The 15,069-nt window shown below is 68.8% G+C and carries 14 protein-coding genes; 5 read left to right on the top strand and 9 right to left on the bottom strand.

From position 1 onward, the window contains the following. Positions 1-128 precede the first annotated feature (128 nt). Positions 129-992, bottom strand: coding sequence for an alkaline phosphatase family protein (locus ACXIZN_RS08470; protein ID WP_457953437.1), 864 nt, complete (start codon positions 990-992; stop codon positions 129-131). A 345-nt stretch (positions 993-1,337) separates the two neighbouring features. On the opposite strand from ACXIZN_RS08470, the gene ACXIZN_RS08475 reads away from it, so the two are divergent. After that, positions 1,338-1,973 (top strand): helix-turn-helix domain-containing protein, encoded by a 636-nt coding sequence (locus tag ACXIZN_RS08475; RefSeq protein WP_457953439.1) that lies wholly within the window; start codon positions 1,338-1,340, stop codon positions 1,971-1,973. Here the strand turns inward: ACXIZN_RS08475 and ACXIZN_RS08480 are convergent. The 5 genes from ACXIZN_RS08480 to ACXIZN_RS08500 all read right to left on the bottom strand — a co-directional run bounded on the left by ACXIZN_RS08480 (position 1,930) and on the right by ACXIZN_RS08500 (position 7,489). Next, positions 1,930-2,253 (bottom strand): hypothetical protein, encoded by a 324-nt coding sequence (locus ACXIZN_RS08480; RefSeq protein WP_457953441.1) that lies wholly within the window; start codon positions 2,251-2,253, stop codon positions 1,930-1,932. The two genes, ACXIZN_RS08475 and ACXIZN_RS08480, sit on opposite strands and share 44 nt — an antisense overlap. A gap of 236 nt (positions 2,254-2,489) precedes the next feature. Beyond that, complete coding sequence (locus ACXIZN_RS08485; RefSeq protein ID WP_457953443.1) at positions 2,490-4,037, bottom strand: purple acid phosphatase family protein; 1,548 nt, start codon at positions 4,035-4,037, stop codon at positions 2,490-2,492. Between the two features lie 274 nt (positions 4,038-4,311). Continuing rightward, positions 4,312-4,581, bottom strand: coding sequence for a hypothetical protein (locus ACXIZN_RS08490; protein ID WP_457953444.1), 270 nt, complete (start codon positions 4,579-4,581; stop codon positions 4,312-4,314). A 174-nt stretch (positions 4,582-4,755) separates the two neighbouring features. After that, a complete protein-coding gene (gene glpK, locus ACXIZN_RS08495; RefSeq protein WP_457953446.1) occupies positions 4,756-6,708 on the bottom strand; it encodes a glycerol kinase GlpK in 1,953 nt (650 codons plus the stop codon). A 13-nt stretch (positions 6,709-6,721) separates the two neighbouring features. Further along, positions 6,722-7,489 (bottom strand): IclR family transcriptional regulator, encoded by a 768-nt coding sequence (locus tag ACXIZN_RS08500; protein ID WP_007033228.1) that lies wholly within the window; start codon positions 7,487-7,489, stop codon positions 6,722-6,724. Between the two features lie 151 nt (positions 7,490-7,640). Between ACXIZN_RS08500 and ACXIZN_RS08505 the strand changes: the two genes are divergently transcribed. The 3 genes from ACXIZN_RS08505 to ACXIZN_RS08515 are packed head-to-tail and all read left to right on the top strand — an operon-like array spanning position 7,641 to position 11,785. Then, complete coding sequence (locus tag ACXIZN_RS08505; RefSeq protein WP_034316663.1) at positions 7,641-8,462, top strand: MIP/aquaporin family protein; 822 nt, start codon at positions 7,641-7,643, stop codon at positions 8,460-8,462. Positions 8,463-8,474: 12 nt separating this feature from the next. Further along, positions 8,475-9,992 carry a glycerol kinase GlpK gene (glpK, locus tag ACXIZN_RS08510; RefSeq protein ID WP_457953448.1) on the top strand — a complete coding sequence of 506 codons (1,518 nt, stop codon included), beginning with the start codon at positions 8,475-8,477 and terminating at the stop codon, positions 9,990-9,992. Positions 9,993-9,997: 5 nt separating this feature from the next. Further along, the gene (locus ACXIZN_RS08515; RefSeq protein ID WP_457953449.1) at positions 9,998-11,785 is read left to right on the top strand and encodes a glycerol-3-phosphate dehydrogenase/oxidase; all 1,788 of its coding nucleotides are present in this window, start codon (positions 9,998-10,000) and stop codon (positions 11,783-11,785) included. 242 nt (positions 11,786-12,027) lie between these two features. Here ACXIZN_RS08515 and ACXIZN_RS08520 read toward each other — a convergent pair whose 3' ends face one another. Together ACXIZN_RS08520 and ACXIZN_RS08525 are read right to left on the bottom strand one after the other, a co-directional pair. Beyond that, a complete protein-coding gene (locus tag ACXIZN_RS08520) occupies positions 12,028-12,459 on the bottom strand; it encodes a cupin domain-containing protein (RefSeq protein ID WP_378342926.1) in 432 nt (143 codons plus the stop codon). After that, positions 12,456-13,190 (bottom strand): SDR family oxidoreductase, encoded by a 735-nt coding sequence (locus tag ACXIZN_RS08525; RefSeq protein ID WP_457953451.1) that lies wholly within the window; start codon positions 13,188-13,190, stop codon positions 12,456-12,458. The genes ACXIZN_RS08520 and ACXIZN_RS08525 overlap by 4 nt, the downstream gene beginning before the upstream one ends. A 114-nt stretch (positions 13,191-13,304) precedes the next feature. On the opposite strand from ACXIZN_RS08525, the gene ACXIZN_RS08530 reads away from it, so the two are divergent. Next, complete coding sequence (locus tag ACXIZN_RS08530; RefSeq protein ID WP_457960485.1) at positions 13,305-13,781, top strand: RrF2 family transcriptional regulator; 477 nt, start codon at positions 13,305-13,307, stop codon at positions 13,779-13,781. Here the strand turns inward: ACXIZN_RS08530 and ACXIZN_RS08535 are convergent. Then, positions 13,762-15,057 carry an MFS transporter gene (locus ACXIZN_RS08535; protein WP_457953453.1) on the bottom strand — a complete coding sequence of 432 codons (1,296 nt, stop codon included), beginning with the start codon at positions 15,055-15,057 and terminating at the stop codon, positions 13,762-13,764. The two genes, ACXIZN_RS08530 and ACXIZN_RS08535, sit on opposite strands and share 20 nt — an antisense overlap. Positions 15,058-15,069: the final 12 nt, after the last annotated feature.

The following is a 15,069-nucleotide window of genomic DNA, read 5'->3' on the forward strand; positions in this document are numbered from 1 at the left end:
GCCTTCCTGCGGAGGAGCCGAAGAACTGTTTTGGGGTAAGGCGAGTCCTGGTTCGCTCGACTTCGCCCTACCCGACAAGGCCGCCCGCGGGCGCGTCCACAGTGGACACGCCCGCGGGGTTCACCCGGTCACCGCCAGACGTTCGTGATCGGCGGCTTGTTCGCCGCGTTGCCGATGCCCGGCAGGCCGAACGCCGCCTCGATCGTGCGGAGGATCGAGTAGTGGTTGATCGATTCGCTGTAGCTGCCCGGCTTCACGTTGGCACCGACGAACGTGGTGAAGATCTGGTTCACCGACGTCCCGCTGTCCTCGTCGAAATTGACGATCAGCAGGCTGTTGTGCGTCTTGGCCCACTGGGCGTAGGCGTCGAGGTTCTTCTTCAGCCATTTGTCACCGGTGTCGACCGGGCAGTCGTGCATGTCGCTGCACAGATCCGGGGTCACGAAAGCGACGTCCGGCAGCTTGGTGAAGTCGCTCGGGAACGCCGAGAACCGCTTGTTAGCCGACGACGGCACATTGCTGAAGCTGACCCAGCTGTTGTGCTTGCGCGCGTATTTTCCCTTCGTGCAGCCGGTGTAGCCGTCGGAAGGCATGCTTTCGGCATAGCCGACGAACTTCTTGCCGATTCCCGCCAGCTGGGACGCGAGGTTCTCCTTGTTCCCGAGATCCTGGCATTTGTTGCTGTCGACCCCGTGGGTCGAGCCCGCGAACTGGGCGATGTAGTTCGGCTGGCTCGGGTGCGTCGTCCCGTACGCCTTGGTGAACTTGGCCCCCTGCGCGGCGAGCTGGTTGAAGTAGGGCGCCTTCGAACTGCCGCTGATCTCCTTGTAGTCCTTGTTTTCGAACATCACGAGGACGATGTGGTCGAACTTGGGCACCGCCGCCGCGGCGGGCTCCACCGCGGCGGCGGGAGTGTCCTGATGGGACACCACCAGCGCCGCGGCCAGCCCGGTCGCGGCAACGGCCGCGACCGCGATCCGTTTCCAGAACATTGAAACCTCCTGGGAAAAAGGTTGAAACTTTGACGACCGACCGTCGGGTTCAGCGGCGCTCCGCAGGCGTCGACAGAGTCGAGACATCAGATGTCTCAGGTGCATTTAAACGGCAGGTAAGTCCGCGGCCCATCAAGATCGCCTGACTGGAGCAGTCGGCGGGTGCGGAACGCCCCAAAACCGACATTACTTGGCACGAAACCATGTAAACCGGGCCTTCGCCTTGTGTCGGGGCGCGCGAACCGATCAACTTATGGCAACTCGCTGATTCAGCCCGTTGACACTGGTGGCGCCATTGCCGCCACTTCATGGTGCACTCATCCGACCATTGTTAAGCTGGTCGGCGTGAAGCCCTTTTCGCCGAGACCGGCCGGATACACGATCGAAGAACTCTCCACGATCGTCGGCATGTCGGCGCGTAATATCCGGGCCCATCAGACCAGGGGCCTGCTCGCCCCGCCGGTGCGGCACGGCAGGACCGCCTACTACGGGCCGGCCCACCTGCGGCGCCTGCGGCGGATCACGACGCTGCAGAAACAGGGCTTCAACCTGGTGTCCATCGCCGCGATGCTCGGAACGGCCACAGTGGACGGCGCCGAGCGGCTGGACGCGGCGATGGCCGACATCGCCCGTGACCAGCCCGCCGTCGTCCGCTGCCTGGAGCGGCACGGCGTGCTCGGGCGGGACGACGCGGGGGTGCCGGCCGTCGTGCGCCCGTCGGTCTCGCGCGCGGTGACGGAGCTCGCGGGAGCCGGGGTTCCGCCCGCCGCGGCGCTGCGGTTCCTCGGGCAGTTCATGGACCGGGTCGCGCCGCTGGCGGACGAGCAGCTGGCCGCGCTCAAAGCCCAGACCGGCGGTGTGTCGGCGGCTCCCTGGACCTGTTTCGCCGAGCTTATGGTAAGCGCTTTCAGAGCGACCGTGGAGAACGCGGCAGAAGTCACTTTCGCAGACGGGGAGCCAGGGCCACGGCCGCCGAGGTGACCGCCGCCGTCGCGACGCCGAGGCTCGTGCCGTCGGCGAAAGCGGACAGCATGACGACGATGTAGCGGTCGCCTTCACCGACGAGCCCGGTCGTGTGCGCGTCCACCGAACCTCGTCCGGCCGCGCAGACCTGTTTCACCGCCCACGGCCGGCCGGGGAAGGCCGGCGGAATGCCGAAATGCCGGCCGAACCCGTCCGCCGCGGTGCGCGTCGCCTCTCGGAGCGGTTCGAGCACCACGGTCCGTTTGGCTTTCGGCAGGCCGAGGTTATGGCGGTACACCGCGGCGACGTCGTCCGCTGTGGACAGTGTGTCGCCCCAGCGGCCCGGGTCAGCGGACGGGCCGGGAAAACGGGCGTGCGCCGCGGCCGGTGGGGCCCACCCGTACGGTGGTTGTGGCCGATCANNTTTTCTATTTTTTCTGTAAAGGTTTTGGCTTTTTTGGGGCGCCGATTCCGCCGGCAACCCGGGGGGCCGCCGCGGCCGCGGCGCACCACTCTTCCGGTGGATGTGCCCGATCAGGAACGCTGCACGATGACCTGATCGACCAGGGTGCCGTCGGCACTGATCGCGCGGACGTCCATTTTGGGCGGTGTGGTGCCCGTGCCCGCGATGACGTCGACCGCGACCAAGCTGTAGCCGCGGAACCGGACACGGGACCAGGTGACCTTCTTGGTGCGGTCCTGTCCGTCCCGTTCCGAGTACTTCATCGGGACCGGGGTGTCGTTGGCGGTCTCGTGGCCGAGGTAGGTGTCGGGGGCCGGGAATTCGGAGACACTGCCGCCCCCGCCGCCCGCGGTGATGTAGGTCGTCCCGTCCTTGACCGGGTCGGTCGTCCCGCGCGACGGCACCTTCTTGACGGCTTTGCCCGCCCGGATGGGGTCGGTGCGTTCGTAGATGTGGTTGTGGCCGTTGAGTACGAGATCGACCTGATACTTGTCGAACAGCGGAGCCCAGTCCTTCTGCGCGCCGAGTTCCGCGCCGTTGGAATGGCAGGTGGAATACGTGCACTGGTGGCAGTAGACGACGATGAAGTCGATCGTGGGATCGGCGCGGAACGCGGCGAGTGTCCTGCCGAGCCACTTGAGCTGCTTGCCCTTGGTGTAGTCCAGATTGGACGGACTGTTGTAGCAGACGTCGTTGCCGTCCAGGCTGATCAGCCCGACGTTCTGGTAGCGCCACGAGTAGATGCAGGTGGAGCCGTCCCAGGCGTTGTCCGGCATGGTGAAGCGTGCCCGCACGCCGCCGTACCCGTCCGCGGAGTACCAGCCCTCCATCTCGTGGTTGCCGAGTGCCATCATCCACGGGATCCCCGCGGTGACCGGCTCGTTCTGCACGAAGAAGGAGTCCCAGAGCCGCGCGTCGTACTTGTCCTCCTCCGGGTGCCCGCCCTCGCCTTCGAGGGCGTAGCTCAGGTCGCCCATGGCGAGGTGGAAGGCCGGATCGAGGCCCGCGATCAGGCTGCTGGTCGCGACGGCGTTGTAGCCGACACCCTGGTCACCGAAAGCGGTGAAGGAGAACGTGCCGCCGCCACCGGGGGCGGGAGCGGTGCGGAAGCTCGCCATTTCGCCCAGCCTGGTGGCGGGGTCGTAACCCTCGTGGCCGACGACGTAGTAGTACGTGGTGCTGGGCAGGAGCCGGTCGATCCGGGCGTGGAGGTAGTACTGGGTGATCGTCTTCGGGCTGTTGGGCGGTACTTCCTCCACCGGGTGCTGCCAGGACATCTGGCTGGTCAGCGCCCGGACCTCGGCCGGGATGGGCGGGCTGAAGTCGCCGGGCACCGTGCCGATCCGGACGAACGGCGCGGTCACCGCCGCGGGTACCTGCCAGGAGACCACGACCTGCTGGGACGGGTCGGCCCCGTAGGCGATGTGCCGTCCGAACGGGCGCAGCGCCGACCCCGCGACCTTGTCGGCGTTGAGCAGCACGGTCGGCCCGGGGGAGGCCGCGGCGGATCCGGGGAGGAGGACGCCGCCGGCGGCGAGTGCCGCGCCGCTCACCGCGCCCACCCGGAACAGGGTCCGCCGTGAGTACCGATTGACGAACTTGTCGTGTTTCTCGGCCAAGCTGAGCCGACGATAGGCTTGAGACCTGCTGTTCCGTGGAGTTTCGGCCATGAAGCAGAAGTTAAGAAGGCTTCTTAGCCAAGTCAATACATAGGTGGTTCTTCCTTGACCGGCTGCACGGAACCGTGCAGCGACATCGGGCATCGGGGACGTTTGCGCCGACTTCGCGTGCTTGGAGACGTAACTCGCGTGCTTGGAGACGTAACTCGCGTGATTGAAGGCGTAACTCGTGAGTTACGCCTCTAATCACGCGAGTTACGACTTTCGCGGGCAGTCAGACCAGTTCCGAGGAGACGACCGACGACAGCCCGCGCAGCCGGTCCAGCAGCGGCTCGACCTCATCGGCGTCGATCAGGACGGCGCAGGTCATGGTGCTTTCGCGGACGCCGTCGCGGACGTCGACGGACAGGTCGTGGACCAGGCAGCCGAGCGCCTCGACCAGGCCGGGGATCTGCTCGACGCCACCGACGAAGTAGGTCGCGATCCGGCGGCGGACCAGCATGGACGAGCGGGGTGCGGGGATCTGGAACGAAACAGCGGGCATCGTGGACTCCAAGGGCGGGAAACGTACAGGCCATGGAGGGCCAGGTCCCGGGAGATGCCCCGTGTCGAGGGGTCGCCGGATTGCGCGCCGGCGACCTGGTTCAGCCGGCGCGCTTGACTACGAGTCGCGTAAAGCGGAGTCGAGTCCAGTGGCGCACGGCGACAGGCTAGCACGTCACGAGAGGCGTAGCCGGGAACCCTGCTCGCGGACGTGCGCGGCGGAGCCGCAATCGAGGTCCAGCTGCCGCTGCCGTTCGGCCACGAACGCCCGGCCGAGGCCCGTTCGGTCCGAAGTGGACAGCGTGCGCCGCAATTCGTTGAGCAACCCGCGCTCCTCCGCGCGGATATGCGCGTCCACCGAGTTCTCCAGTACCGCCAACGCTTTTTCGGGATCGGCGGATTCCAGCACGGCCAGCAGTTCGTCCGCGAGCCCGCGGTCGCTCGCATCGGGGCGGACGATCCGTTCGGTCGCGTTGGCGTGGGCGACCAGTGCCGCCGACAGCTCCGCGATCAGTGCCGGACGGTCGGCCTCGTCGTTGCGGAGGTCCCGGAACAGCTGTTCGATCCGGCGGTGGTCGGCCAGGACGACCTCGACCAGGTCGGAGCCCGGGGGAGCGGCGGTCGGGCCCGGGCGCATCCAGCCGAACGTCAGTTCCACGGCCTGGCGCCAGTGCGAATACTCGCTGTCGCGGCGGGCCGGGTCCATCGTCGGCAGCCACTGCCCGGCGCGGTGCCAGTTCCGCCGCAGGCCTTCCAGGTCCGGCCAGTACCCGACCGACAGCCCGGCCGCGTACGCCGCGCCCAGAGACACGGTCTCGGCGACCATCGGGCGCACCACCGGCACGTCGAGGACGTCGGCGACGAACTGCATCAGCAGGTTGTCGGCGGTCATCCCGCCGTCCACCTTGAGCGTCGAGAGCGCGAGCCCCGAATCGGCGTTCATCGCGTCGACGACCTCGCGCGTCTGCCAGCCGGTCGCCTCCAGCACCGCGCGGGCGAGGTGGCCCTTGGTGATGTACGACGTCAGCCCGGCGATCACGCCGCGTGCCTCGCTGTGCCAGTGCGGCGCGAACAGGCCGGAGAAGGCGGGCACGATGTAGCAGCCGCCGTTGTCCTCGACCGTCCGCGCCAGTGTCTCGATCTCGGGGGCGCTGCCGATCAGTTCGAGCCCGTCGCGGAACCACTGCACCAGCGACCCGGTGACGGCGATCGACCCTTCGAGGGCGTAGACGGCGGGCTCGTCGCCGATCTTGAACCCTACGGTGGTCAGCATGCCGTGGGTCGAAAGCACGGGTGTCGGGCCGGTGTTGAGCAGCAGGAAGCTGCCTGTGCCGTACGTGCACTTCGCCTCGCCGGGCGCGAAGCAGGTCTGGCCGAACAGCGCCGCCTGCTGGTCGCCGAGCGCGGCGGCGATCCGGATCCCGGGCACCACCCGCGACGTCGTCCCGTACACCTCGGTCGACGGGCGGATCTCCGGCAGCATCGCGCGCGGGACGTCGAAGAACTCCAGCAGCTCGTCGTCCCAGGACAGCGTCCGGAGGTTCATCAGCATGGTGCGCGAGGCGTTGGTGACGTCGGTGACGTGGACGCCGCCGTCGGGCCCGCCGGTCAGGTTCCAGATCAGCCAGCTCTCGACCGTCCCGAACAGCACGTCGCCGCGCTCGGCGCGTTCCCGCAGGCCAGGGGTCCTTTCCAGCATCCAGCGGATCCGGGGAGCGGAGAAGTACGTCGCCAGCGGCAGCCCGCACAGCCGCCGGACGCGGTCGGCGCCGGGCTCGCGGGCGAGCTGTTCGAGCATCGCGTCGGTGCGGGTGTCCTGCCAGACGATCGCGCGCCCGACCGGGTTGCCGGTGTGCCGGTCCCACAGCACCGTCGTCTCGCGCTGGTTCGCGATGCCGAGGCCGACCACCTGCGCCGGTTCGACGCCGGCGTCGGCCAGCGCCTGCGGCACGATCCGGCCGACGTTGCGCCAGATCTCCGTCGCGTCGTGCTCGACCCAGCCGGGCCGGGGGAAGTGCTGCTGGTGTTCGCGCTGCGCGACCGACACCAGCCTGCCGCGCGCGTCGAACAGGATGCACCGCGTCGAGGTGGTGCCCTGGTCGATCGACATCACGTAGCGCTGGACCACGCGAGCACCTCCATCACCATCGGGACGCGCCGAGATCGCGGGAGACCGCGCGTGCCGCGTCGCGCACGTGGCCGAGCAGCCGGGGGATCGGGCTGCCGTCGGCTTCACAGATCCGTTCCGTCGCGCCGGACACCCCGATCGCGCCGACCACGATGCCGCCGTGGCCGCGGATCGGCGCCGCTATCCCGGCCTCACCGGTGATCATCTCGCCGTTCTCGCTCGCCCAGCCCGCCTCGCGCACCTTGCCACAGGCGCGTTTGATCGCGGTCTGGGTGACCAGGGTCCGGCGGGTGTAGGCCTCCGGCTCGCCGGTGCGCAACGATGCCACGAGACCGGTGTCATAGGCCAGAAGTACTTTTCCGAGCGCCGTCGCGTGCAACGGCAGGAGTGTTCCGACGTCGAGGGTCTGCAGGCTGTCGTCGGGGCGGAAAACGTGGTGCACCACCAGGACCCGGCCTTCCAGCGGCGCGCCGATCCGGACGGCTTCACCGCTGCGCGCGGCCAGCGCGTCGGCCCAGTTGATCGCGCGCGACCGGAGCTCGTTGACGTCGAGGTAGCTCGTGCCGAGGTGCAGGAGTGCCGCGCCCAGTTGGTATTTCCCGGTGTCGCGGTCTTGTTCGACAAAGCCGACCCCTTGCAGGGTGCGCAGGATCCCGTGCGCCGTCCCCTTGGCGAGTTCGAGGGAATCGGCGATCTCGCCGACCCCGAGACGCCCCGAACCGCGCGCCAGCAACCGCAGGATCGCGGCGGCGCGCTCGATGGACTGGATCGGACCGGGCACGGCTCAACCGTAGCCCGACCGGCCCTGATTCGACAATGTCGAACATCGTTTTCGGGCGTTCGACAATGCCGACCGGCGTGCGTTGACCCCGCGTTTCCGCGAACTTAACTTCGGCCTCAACAGGGCAACGGTGTCCTTTGTGGAGGAAGCAATGGTGCGAAACCTCAAGGCTCGCGGACTGGCGGGCGAACTGGCGGCGGAGTTCGTCGGGACGATGATCCTCATCCTGTTCGGCTGCGGGGTGGTGGCTCAAGTCGTCGCCGCGGGCATCGGGGACCACGACAGCATCGCGTGGGCGTGGGGAATCGGTGTCACGCTCGGTATCTACGTGGCTTCACGGATCAGTGGCGCGCATCTGAATCCCGCCGTCACCGTGGCGCTCGCGGTGTTCAAGGGCTTCTCGTGGCGCAAGGTCGCCCCGTACGCCCTGGCGCAGACCGCCGGCGCGTTCCTGGGCGCGCTGCTGGTGCGCTGGAACTACACCGAGGTGCTCAACGCCGCCGATCCCGGCCTGACGATCAAGACCCAGGGTGTCTTCTCCACCCTTCCGGGTAACGGAACCCTGCCGGTGGGTGACTGGGGCGCGTTCCGCGACCAGATCATCGGGACCGCGATCCTCGCTTTGGTGATCTTCGCCATCACCGACCTCCGCAACACCGCGCCCGCCGCGAACCTCGCCCCGGTCGTCGTCGGTTTCCTCGTGGTCGCGATCGGCATGGCCTGGGGCACCAACGCCGGCTACGCGATCAACCCCGCCCGCGACTTCGGCCCGCGGCTGATGTCCTGGCTCACCGGCTACGACACCGCGTTCACCGACCAATACGGCTATCCGTACTGGTGGATCCCGATCGTGGCGCCGGTCATCGGCGCGGTGATCGGCGGTGCGATCTACAAGTTCTTCATCGAGCGTTACCTGCCCGCTGACCCGGCACCGGAAGCCTTGCCCGCCAAAGACATCGAGCGCGTTTCTTAAGGAGCGAAACCCATGCCTGACTACATCGGCGCCGTCGACCAGGGCACCACCAGCACGCGCTTCATGATCTTCGACCACGGCGGCAACGAGATCGCCCGCCACCAGCTCGAGCACGAGCAGATCCTCCCCAAGCCGGGCTGGGTCGAACACGACGCCACCGAGATCTGGGAGCGGACCCGCTCGGTCATCGCCACGGCGCTCAACAAGGCGAAGCTGACCGTCGCCGACCTCGCGGCGCTCGGTATCACCAACCAGCGTGAGACCACCGTCGTGTGGAACCGCCGCACCGGGCGCCCGTACTGCAACGCCATCGTGTGGCAGGACACCCGCACCGACCGGATCGCCTCGGCGCTCGAACGCGAGGGCAAGGGCGACGTCATCCGCCGCAAGGCCGGTCTGCCGCCCGCCACCTACTTCTCCGGCGGCAAGCTGCAGTGGGTCCTGGAGAACGTCGAGGGCGTCCGCGAAGACGCCGAAAAGGGTGACGCGCTCTTCGGCACCACCGACACCTGGCTCATCTGGAACCTCACCGGCGGCCCGGACGGCGGCGTCCACGTGACGGACCCGACCAACGCTTCGCGCACCATGCTCATGGACCTGGAAACGCTGGAGTGGGACGACGAACTGCTGTCGTTCTTCGGCGTCCCCAAGCAGATGCTGCCGTCGATCGCGCCGTCTTCGAACAACGGCCGCTTCGGCGTCACCCGTGCGGACGGCCCGCTCGGCGGCGAGGTCGCGATCACCGGCGTGCTCGGCGACCAGCAGGCGGCGACCGTCGGCCAGGTGTGCTTCCGTCCCGGCGAGGCCAAGAACACCTACGGCACCGGCAACTTCCTGCTGCTCAACACCGGCCACGAGGTCGTGCGCTCCAAGCACGGCCTGCTCACGACGCTGGCCTACCAGCTCGGCGACGAGAAGCCGGTGTACGCGCTCGAAGGCTCGATCGCCGTCACCGGTTCCGCCGTCCAGTGGCTGCGCGATCAGCTGGGCATCATCAGCGGCGCGTCCCAGAGCGAGAGCCTCGCCCGTCAGGTCGAGGACAACGGCGGCGTCTACTTCGTCCCCGCGTTCTCCGGGCTTTTCGCGCCGTACTGGCGATCCGACGCGCGTGGGGCGATCGTCGGCCTCACCCGCGCCACCACGAACGCGCATCTGGCGCGGGCGACGCTCGAAGCGATCTGCTACCAGACCCGCGACGTCGTCGAGGCCATGCAGAACGACTCGGGCGTGACGCTCGACGTGTTGCGTGTGGACGGTGGCGTGACGGCGAACGAACTCTGCATGCAGCTCCAGGCGGACATCCTCGGTGTGCCGGTGTCGAAGCCGGTCGTCGCGGAGACCACCGCGCTCGGCGCCGCCTACGCGGCCGGGCTCGCCGTCGGGTTCTGGAAGAACACCGACGAGCTGGAACAGAACTGGAACGAGGACAAGCGCTGGGAGCCGTCGTGGACGGACGAACAGCGCGCCGAGGGCTACGCGGGCTGGCAGAAGGCCGTCGGCCGCACGCTCGACTGGGTCGAGGTCGAGTGAGCCCGATGAACAGGAGGAACAGAGTGACACCCGTACCGCTTTCCCCGGTCTACCGTGCCGAGACGCTGCGCAAGCTCGCTCGCGAGGAGATCGACGTCCTCGTCGTCGGCGGGGGAGTGACCGGTGCCGGCGTCGCGCTCGACGCGGCGTCGCGCGGGCTCTCCGTCGCGCTCGTCGAGGCCCGTGACTTCGCCGCGGGCACGTCCAGCCGATCGTCCAAACTGATCCACGGCGGGCTGCGTTACCTGGAGAACCTGGACTTCAAGCTGGTCCGTGAGGCGTTGAAGGAGCGGAGCCTGCTCCTGCAGACCCTCGCGCCGCATCTGGTGCGGCCGGTGAAGTTCCTCGTGCCGCTCAAGCACCGCGTCTGGGAACGCGGCTACATCGGCGCGGGTGTCACGCTCTACGACACCCTCGGCGGAGCGCGGGCCTTGCCCCGGCACCGGCATCTGTCCAAGCGCGGCGCGGGCAAGGTCGCTCCCGGCCTCGCGGACGACGCCCTGATCGGCGCCATCCAGTACTACGACGCGCAGGTCGACGACGCGCGCCACACGATGACCATCGCGCGGACCGCGGCCGAACAGGGCGCCTCCGTCCTCACCCGTGCCCGCGTGACGTCGTTGATCCGTGACGGCGAACGCGTCGTCGGCGCCAAGGTCGTCGACCGTGAGAGCGGCGCGGAGATCGAGGTCCGGGCGAAGACGGTCGTCGCGGCCACCGGCGTGTGGAGCGACGACATGGCCGAAGCGGCGGGCATCCCCGCGCCGTTCACCGTGCGCGCGTCGAAGGGCATCCATCTGGTGGTGCCGCGCGAGAAGATCGACCTGGACACCGGGCTGATCCTGCGCACCGAGAAGAGCGTCCTGTTCGTCATCCCGTGGGGGCGGCACTGGATCGTCGGCACCACCGACACCGAGTGGGACCTCGACCGCGAACACCCGGCGGCCAGCCAGGCGGACGTCGACTACGTGCTCGATCACCTCAACGCGGTCCTGCGTACGCCGATCACCGCCGACGACATCGAAGGCGTGTACGCGGGGCTTCGGCCGCTGCTGGCCGCGAAGGCGACTTCGACGACGAAGCTGTCGAGGGAGCACGCCGTGGCGCATCCGGTGCCGGGTCTGGTGATCGTGGCCGGCGGCAAGTACACGACGTACCGCGTGATGGCCGCCGACGCCGTCGACGTCGCGGTGGAGGACCTCGGCCGTCCCGCGCCGTCCTCGTGGACCGAGCGGCTGCCGATCGTCGGCGCGACGGGGTACCACGAGCTGTGGGGCGCGCGGCACTCGCTCGTGCAGCGCACGGGGCTGCCCATCGCCCGCATCGAGCACCTGCTCCAGCGCTACGGCACCGCGATCGAGGACATCCTGGAGTCGATCTCGGAGCGTCCCGAACTGGGCGAGCACCTGCTCCAGCGCTACGGCACCGCGATCGAGGACATCCTGGAGTCGATCTCGGAGCGTCCCGAACTGGGCGAAGCGATCCCGGGAACCGCGGAGTACCTGAAGGCGGAGGTCGTCTACGCGGTCTCGCACGAAGGCGCGCTGCACCTCGAGGACGTCCTGACGCGGCGCACCCGGATCTCGATCGAGGAGCGGGACCGCGGTGTGACGGCGGCGCCGGTGGTGGCGGAGCTGATGGCGCCGCTGCTGGGCTGGGACTCGCACAAGCAGGAGCGCGAGGTCGCCAACTACCTCGCGCGGGTCGAGGCGGAGCGTTCCGCCCAGGCCCAGCCGGACGACGAAGCGGCGAACGCCAGCCGTCTCGCTGCTCCGGCGCTGTTGCCCAGCTGATCTCGGGCGGCCCCGGTCGGACATTTCGACCGGGGCCGCGCCGGTAACTCCCGGCATGGGAAGAAAGCGTTCCCTGACCGCGCCGGACCGCGGTCAGGGGCGTGGTGCCCGCCGGTCACGCCGTTCTTCGAGCTCCTCCGCGGACACCGGGATGAGCATCGGCTGTCCAGGCTCGCCGAACANCCCGCGCCGGTAACTCCCGGCATGGGAAGAAAGCGTTCCCTGACCGCGCCGGACCGCGGTCAGGGGCGTGGTGCCCGCCGGTCACGCCGTTCTTCGAGCTCCTCCGCGGACACCGGGATGAGCATCGGCTGTCCAGGCTCGCCGAACATCGTGACGACGAACTGGCTTTCGGCGTCGTCGAAGTGGTTGCCGTCCTGGTAGTGGATGACGTCGCCACCCGGTTCCCAGAATGATTCCCCCGCCTTGACGACGCGTTCCGGCTCGCCTTCGAGTTCGAAGACGATCGCGCCCTTCAGGACGTACCCGAACGCGGGACCGGTATGCCGGTGCGGGGGCGCGCCTTCGCACCCGGGCGGCAGGGTGACCAGGATCGTCATCGCCTCGGCGTCGTCAGGCATCGGCGGCGCCGGGACCGACGAGACCATTTCGATCTTCGGCGGCGGCTTGGTCGAACCCGGATTCTCCAGGTGGTGGAGGTGATCGGCGGTCATGACTTCAGCCACTCGAGGTAGCGGGTCCCGGCGATGCGGGCGCCGTCCTTCGTGGTGAGGACGTCGCCCTTGACGGCGGCGAACATGCCCGCGGTCTCGTCGACGGTCACCGGACGCGTGTCTCCCTTGGCGGACAACGTGATCCGGCCCAGCTCGTCCAGCGGGTAGACGTCCGGGCCGCCGACGTCGAGGGTTCCGTTCAGCGGTTTCCCTGCCGACACCTCGGAAACGGCGGCGGCGACGTCCGCCGCGGCGATCGGCTGGATCGGGGTGGTGGGCAGGCGGACCGCGGTCTCGTCGGAGGTCCAGGACAGGACCGCGCCGACGAATTCCATGAACTGGGTGGCGCGGACGATCGAGTAGGGGACGCCGCTCTCCTTGAGGATGTCCTCTTGCAGCGTCTTCGCCCGGTAGTAGTCGAGGTCGGGCACCTGGTCGACGCCGACGATCGACAGGATCACGAAGTGCCCGGTGCCCGCCTTCTTCGCGGCCGCCACGAGGTTGTCCATCGACGTCCGGAAGAACGCGGGGGAGGCGTCGTCGAAGGTCGGCGAGTTCGTGAGGTTGACGACCACGTCGGCGCCGTCGAGCGCGCTGTCCAGCCCCTGGCCGGTCAGCAGGTCGACCCCGGTGGACGGCGAATGCGGCACGGCCTCGTGCCCCGCCTCGTTCAGATTGCGCACGACCTGCGAACCGATCAGCCCGGTCCCGCCGATGATCGCGAATTTCATGACCCAGTGCCCTTCGTCGGTGCCGCCCGGTTAACCCGGACAACTCATGTCCGAGATAATACTCGGATACATTGTGTCCGAGTCAAGGGGCGGGTTAGAGTCATCCGGGTGAAGATGTCCGGTGGGGTCGAGTGGGCCCTGCACTGCTGTGTCGTGCTGACCTCGGTCGACGAACCCGCGCCCGCCGCGCGCCTGGCGCAGCTGCACGACGTCTCGCCGAGCTACCTCGCGAAGCAGCTCCAGGCGCTTTCCCGGGCAGGCCTCATCCGATCGGTGCAGGGGAAGGCCGGGGGATACGTCCTCACCCGGCCGCCTTCGGAGATCACCGTGCTCGACGTCGTCGAGGCCATCGACGGCCCGGGCCCGGCCTTCGTCTGCACCGAGATCCGGCAGCGCGGCCCGATGGCGACGCCGCCCGAGGCGTGCACGACGCCGTGCGCCATCAGCCGCGCGATGGCGAACGCCGAAGTCCAGTGGCGGGCGGCGTTGCGCGCGGTCTCCATCGCGGATCTGGCCGAAGACGTCCGGGGCGACTACGGTCCGGGCGCGCTCGCCGGGATCGGCGCGTGGTTCAAGTCCGCAGAGGGGTAGCGGACATCAGCGCGGTCGCGACCGTGGTCGCCACCACCAGTGCCGCCGCGAGCGAGAACGCCCGCACCATGGAATGGCCGTGCAGGAAGACGGTGCCGAGCACCGCGATGCCCAGCGTCGCACCCACCTGCTGCACCGCGTTCAGCAGCCCCGCCGCCGATCCGGTCTCATGTGGACGGACGACGGACAGCGCCGCGGTGAAGAACGGCACCGTGAACAGTCCCAGGCCGAGCCCGCCGATCCCGAGCGCGAACGACAGCGGGCCGGCCATCGCCAGCAGGATCCCCGCGAGCAACAGTGCCAGGCCGGCGAAGGCGACACGCGATCCGTACCGGGGCACGAGCCATTTGCCCGCCGCCCAGGAAGAAACCGCCAGTCCGAACGACCACGGCAGCAGCGTCAGCCCGGACGCGAGCACGCCGAGACCCTCGTCGAGCTGCTGGTGCAGGACCACCACGAGCATCATCCCGTTCATCACGGCGAAGAACAGCGTCGACGCCGCCAGTGCCGCGGGAAAACCGCGGTGTGCGAACAAGCTCGGCTCGACCAGGGGATGACGCCGGTTCCGCTGGTGGAATCCGAACAGCACCAGCACGGCGGCGCCGGTCGCGAAGAGACTCCAACTCCACCGGTCGATCAGCGGGTACACCAGAAGCCCGATGCCGAGCGAGGCGAGCAAGGTGCCGGGCACGTCCAGCCGGACCGGCTGCCCGGCACGGTCTTTCGGCAGCAGCCGTCCGGCCACGAGCACCACGATCGAGATCGGCACGTTCACCAGGAACGCCGCCCGCCACGAGACCAGGTCCGTCAGCAGGGCGCCCAGCAGCGGCCCGCTCACGGCGGACAGGCCGACCACCGGCCCGTTCCAGCCCAGCGCCGCCGCCAGCGCCGGACCGGAGAACAGGACCTTGATCAAGCCGAAGGTCTGCGGGATCACCAGTGCCGCCGCCATGCCCTGCACTGCTCGCGCGCCGATCAGCACGCCGGTGCCCGGCGCGAGCGCACAGCACAACGAGGCCAGGGCGAACACGGCGACGCCGTACAGGAACACGCGTCGGCGGCCCAGCAGGTCGCCGAGTCTTCCGCCGGTGATCAGGAGTACCGCGAAAGGGAGGGTGTACGCGGCGCCGAACCATTGGATGGCGGAGGTGGGGCCGCCCAGATCCGCGTGGATCGCCGGACCGGCGACCTGGGTGATCGTCGCGTCCAGCACGTTCATCGCCTCCGCCGCGAGCAGCGTGGCGAGCGGAACCGATCGGGTCTTGGTCAGTTGCATGATCGAGAGCGT

Source organism: Amycolatopsis sp. TRM77291, from assembly GCF_054166285.1.

Excerpts from the sequence above, each read along its gene's own strand:
- ACXIZN_RS08505 (WP_034316663.1), top strand. The coding sequence starts at position 7,641 with ATGGTGCGAAACCTCAAGGCTCGCGGACTGGCGGGCGAACTGGCGGCG.
- ACXIZN_RS08535 (WP_457953453.1), bottom strand. The coding sequence starts at position 15,057 with ATGCAACTGACCAAGACCCGATCGGTTCCGCTCGCCACGCTGCTCGCG.
- glpK (WP_457953448.1), top strand. The coding sequence starts at position 8,475 with ATGCCTGACTACATCGGCGCCGTCGACCAGGGCACCACCAGCACGCGC.
- ACXIZN_RS08530 (WP_457960485.1), top strand. The coding sequence starts at position 13,305 with ATGTCCGGTGGGGTCGAGTGGGCCCTGCACTGCTGTGTCGTGCTGACC.
- ACXIZN_RS08525 (WP_457953451.1), bottom strand. The coding sequence starts at position 13,190 with ATGAAATTCGCGATCATCGGCGGGACCGGGCTGATCGGTTCGCAGGTC.
- ACXIZN_RS08470 (WP_457953437.1), bottom strand. The coding sequence starts at position 992 with ATGTTCTGGAAACGGATCGCGGTCGCGGCCGTTGCCGCGACCGGGCTG.
- ACXIZN_RS08515 (WP_457953449.1), top strand. The coding sequence starts at position 9,998 with ATGAACAGGAGGAACAGAGTGACACCCGTACCGCTTTCCCCGGTCTAC.
- ACXIZN_RS08490 (WP_457953444.1), bottom strand. The coding sequence starts at position 4,581 with ATGCCCGCTGTTTCGTTCCAGATCCCCGCACCCCGCTCGTCCATGCTG.
- ACXIZN_RS08520 (WP_378342926.1), bottom strand. The coding sequence starts at position 12,459 with ATGACCGCCGATCACCTCCACCACCTGGAGAATCCGGGTTCGACCAAG.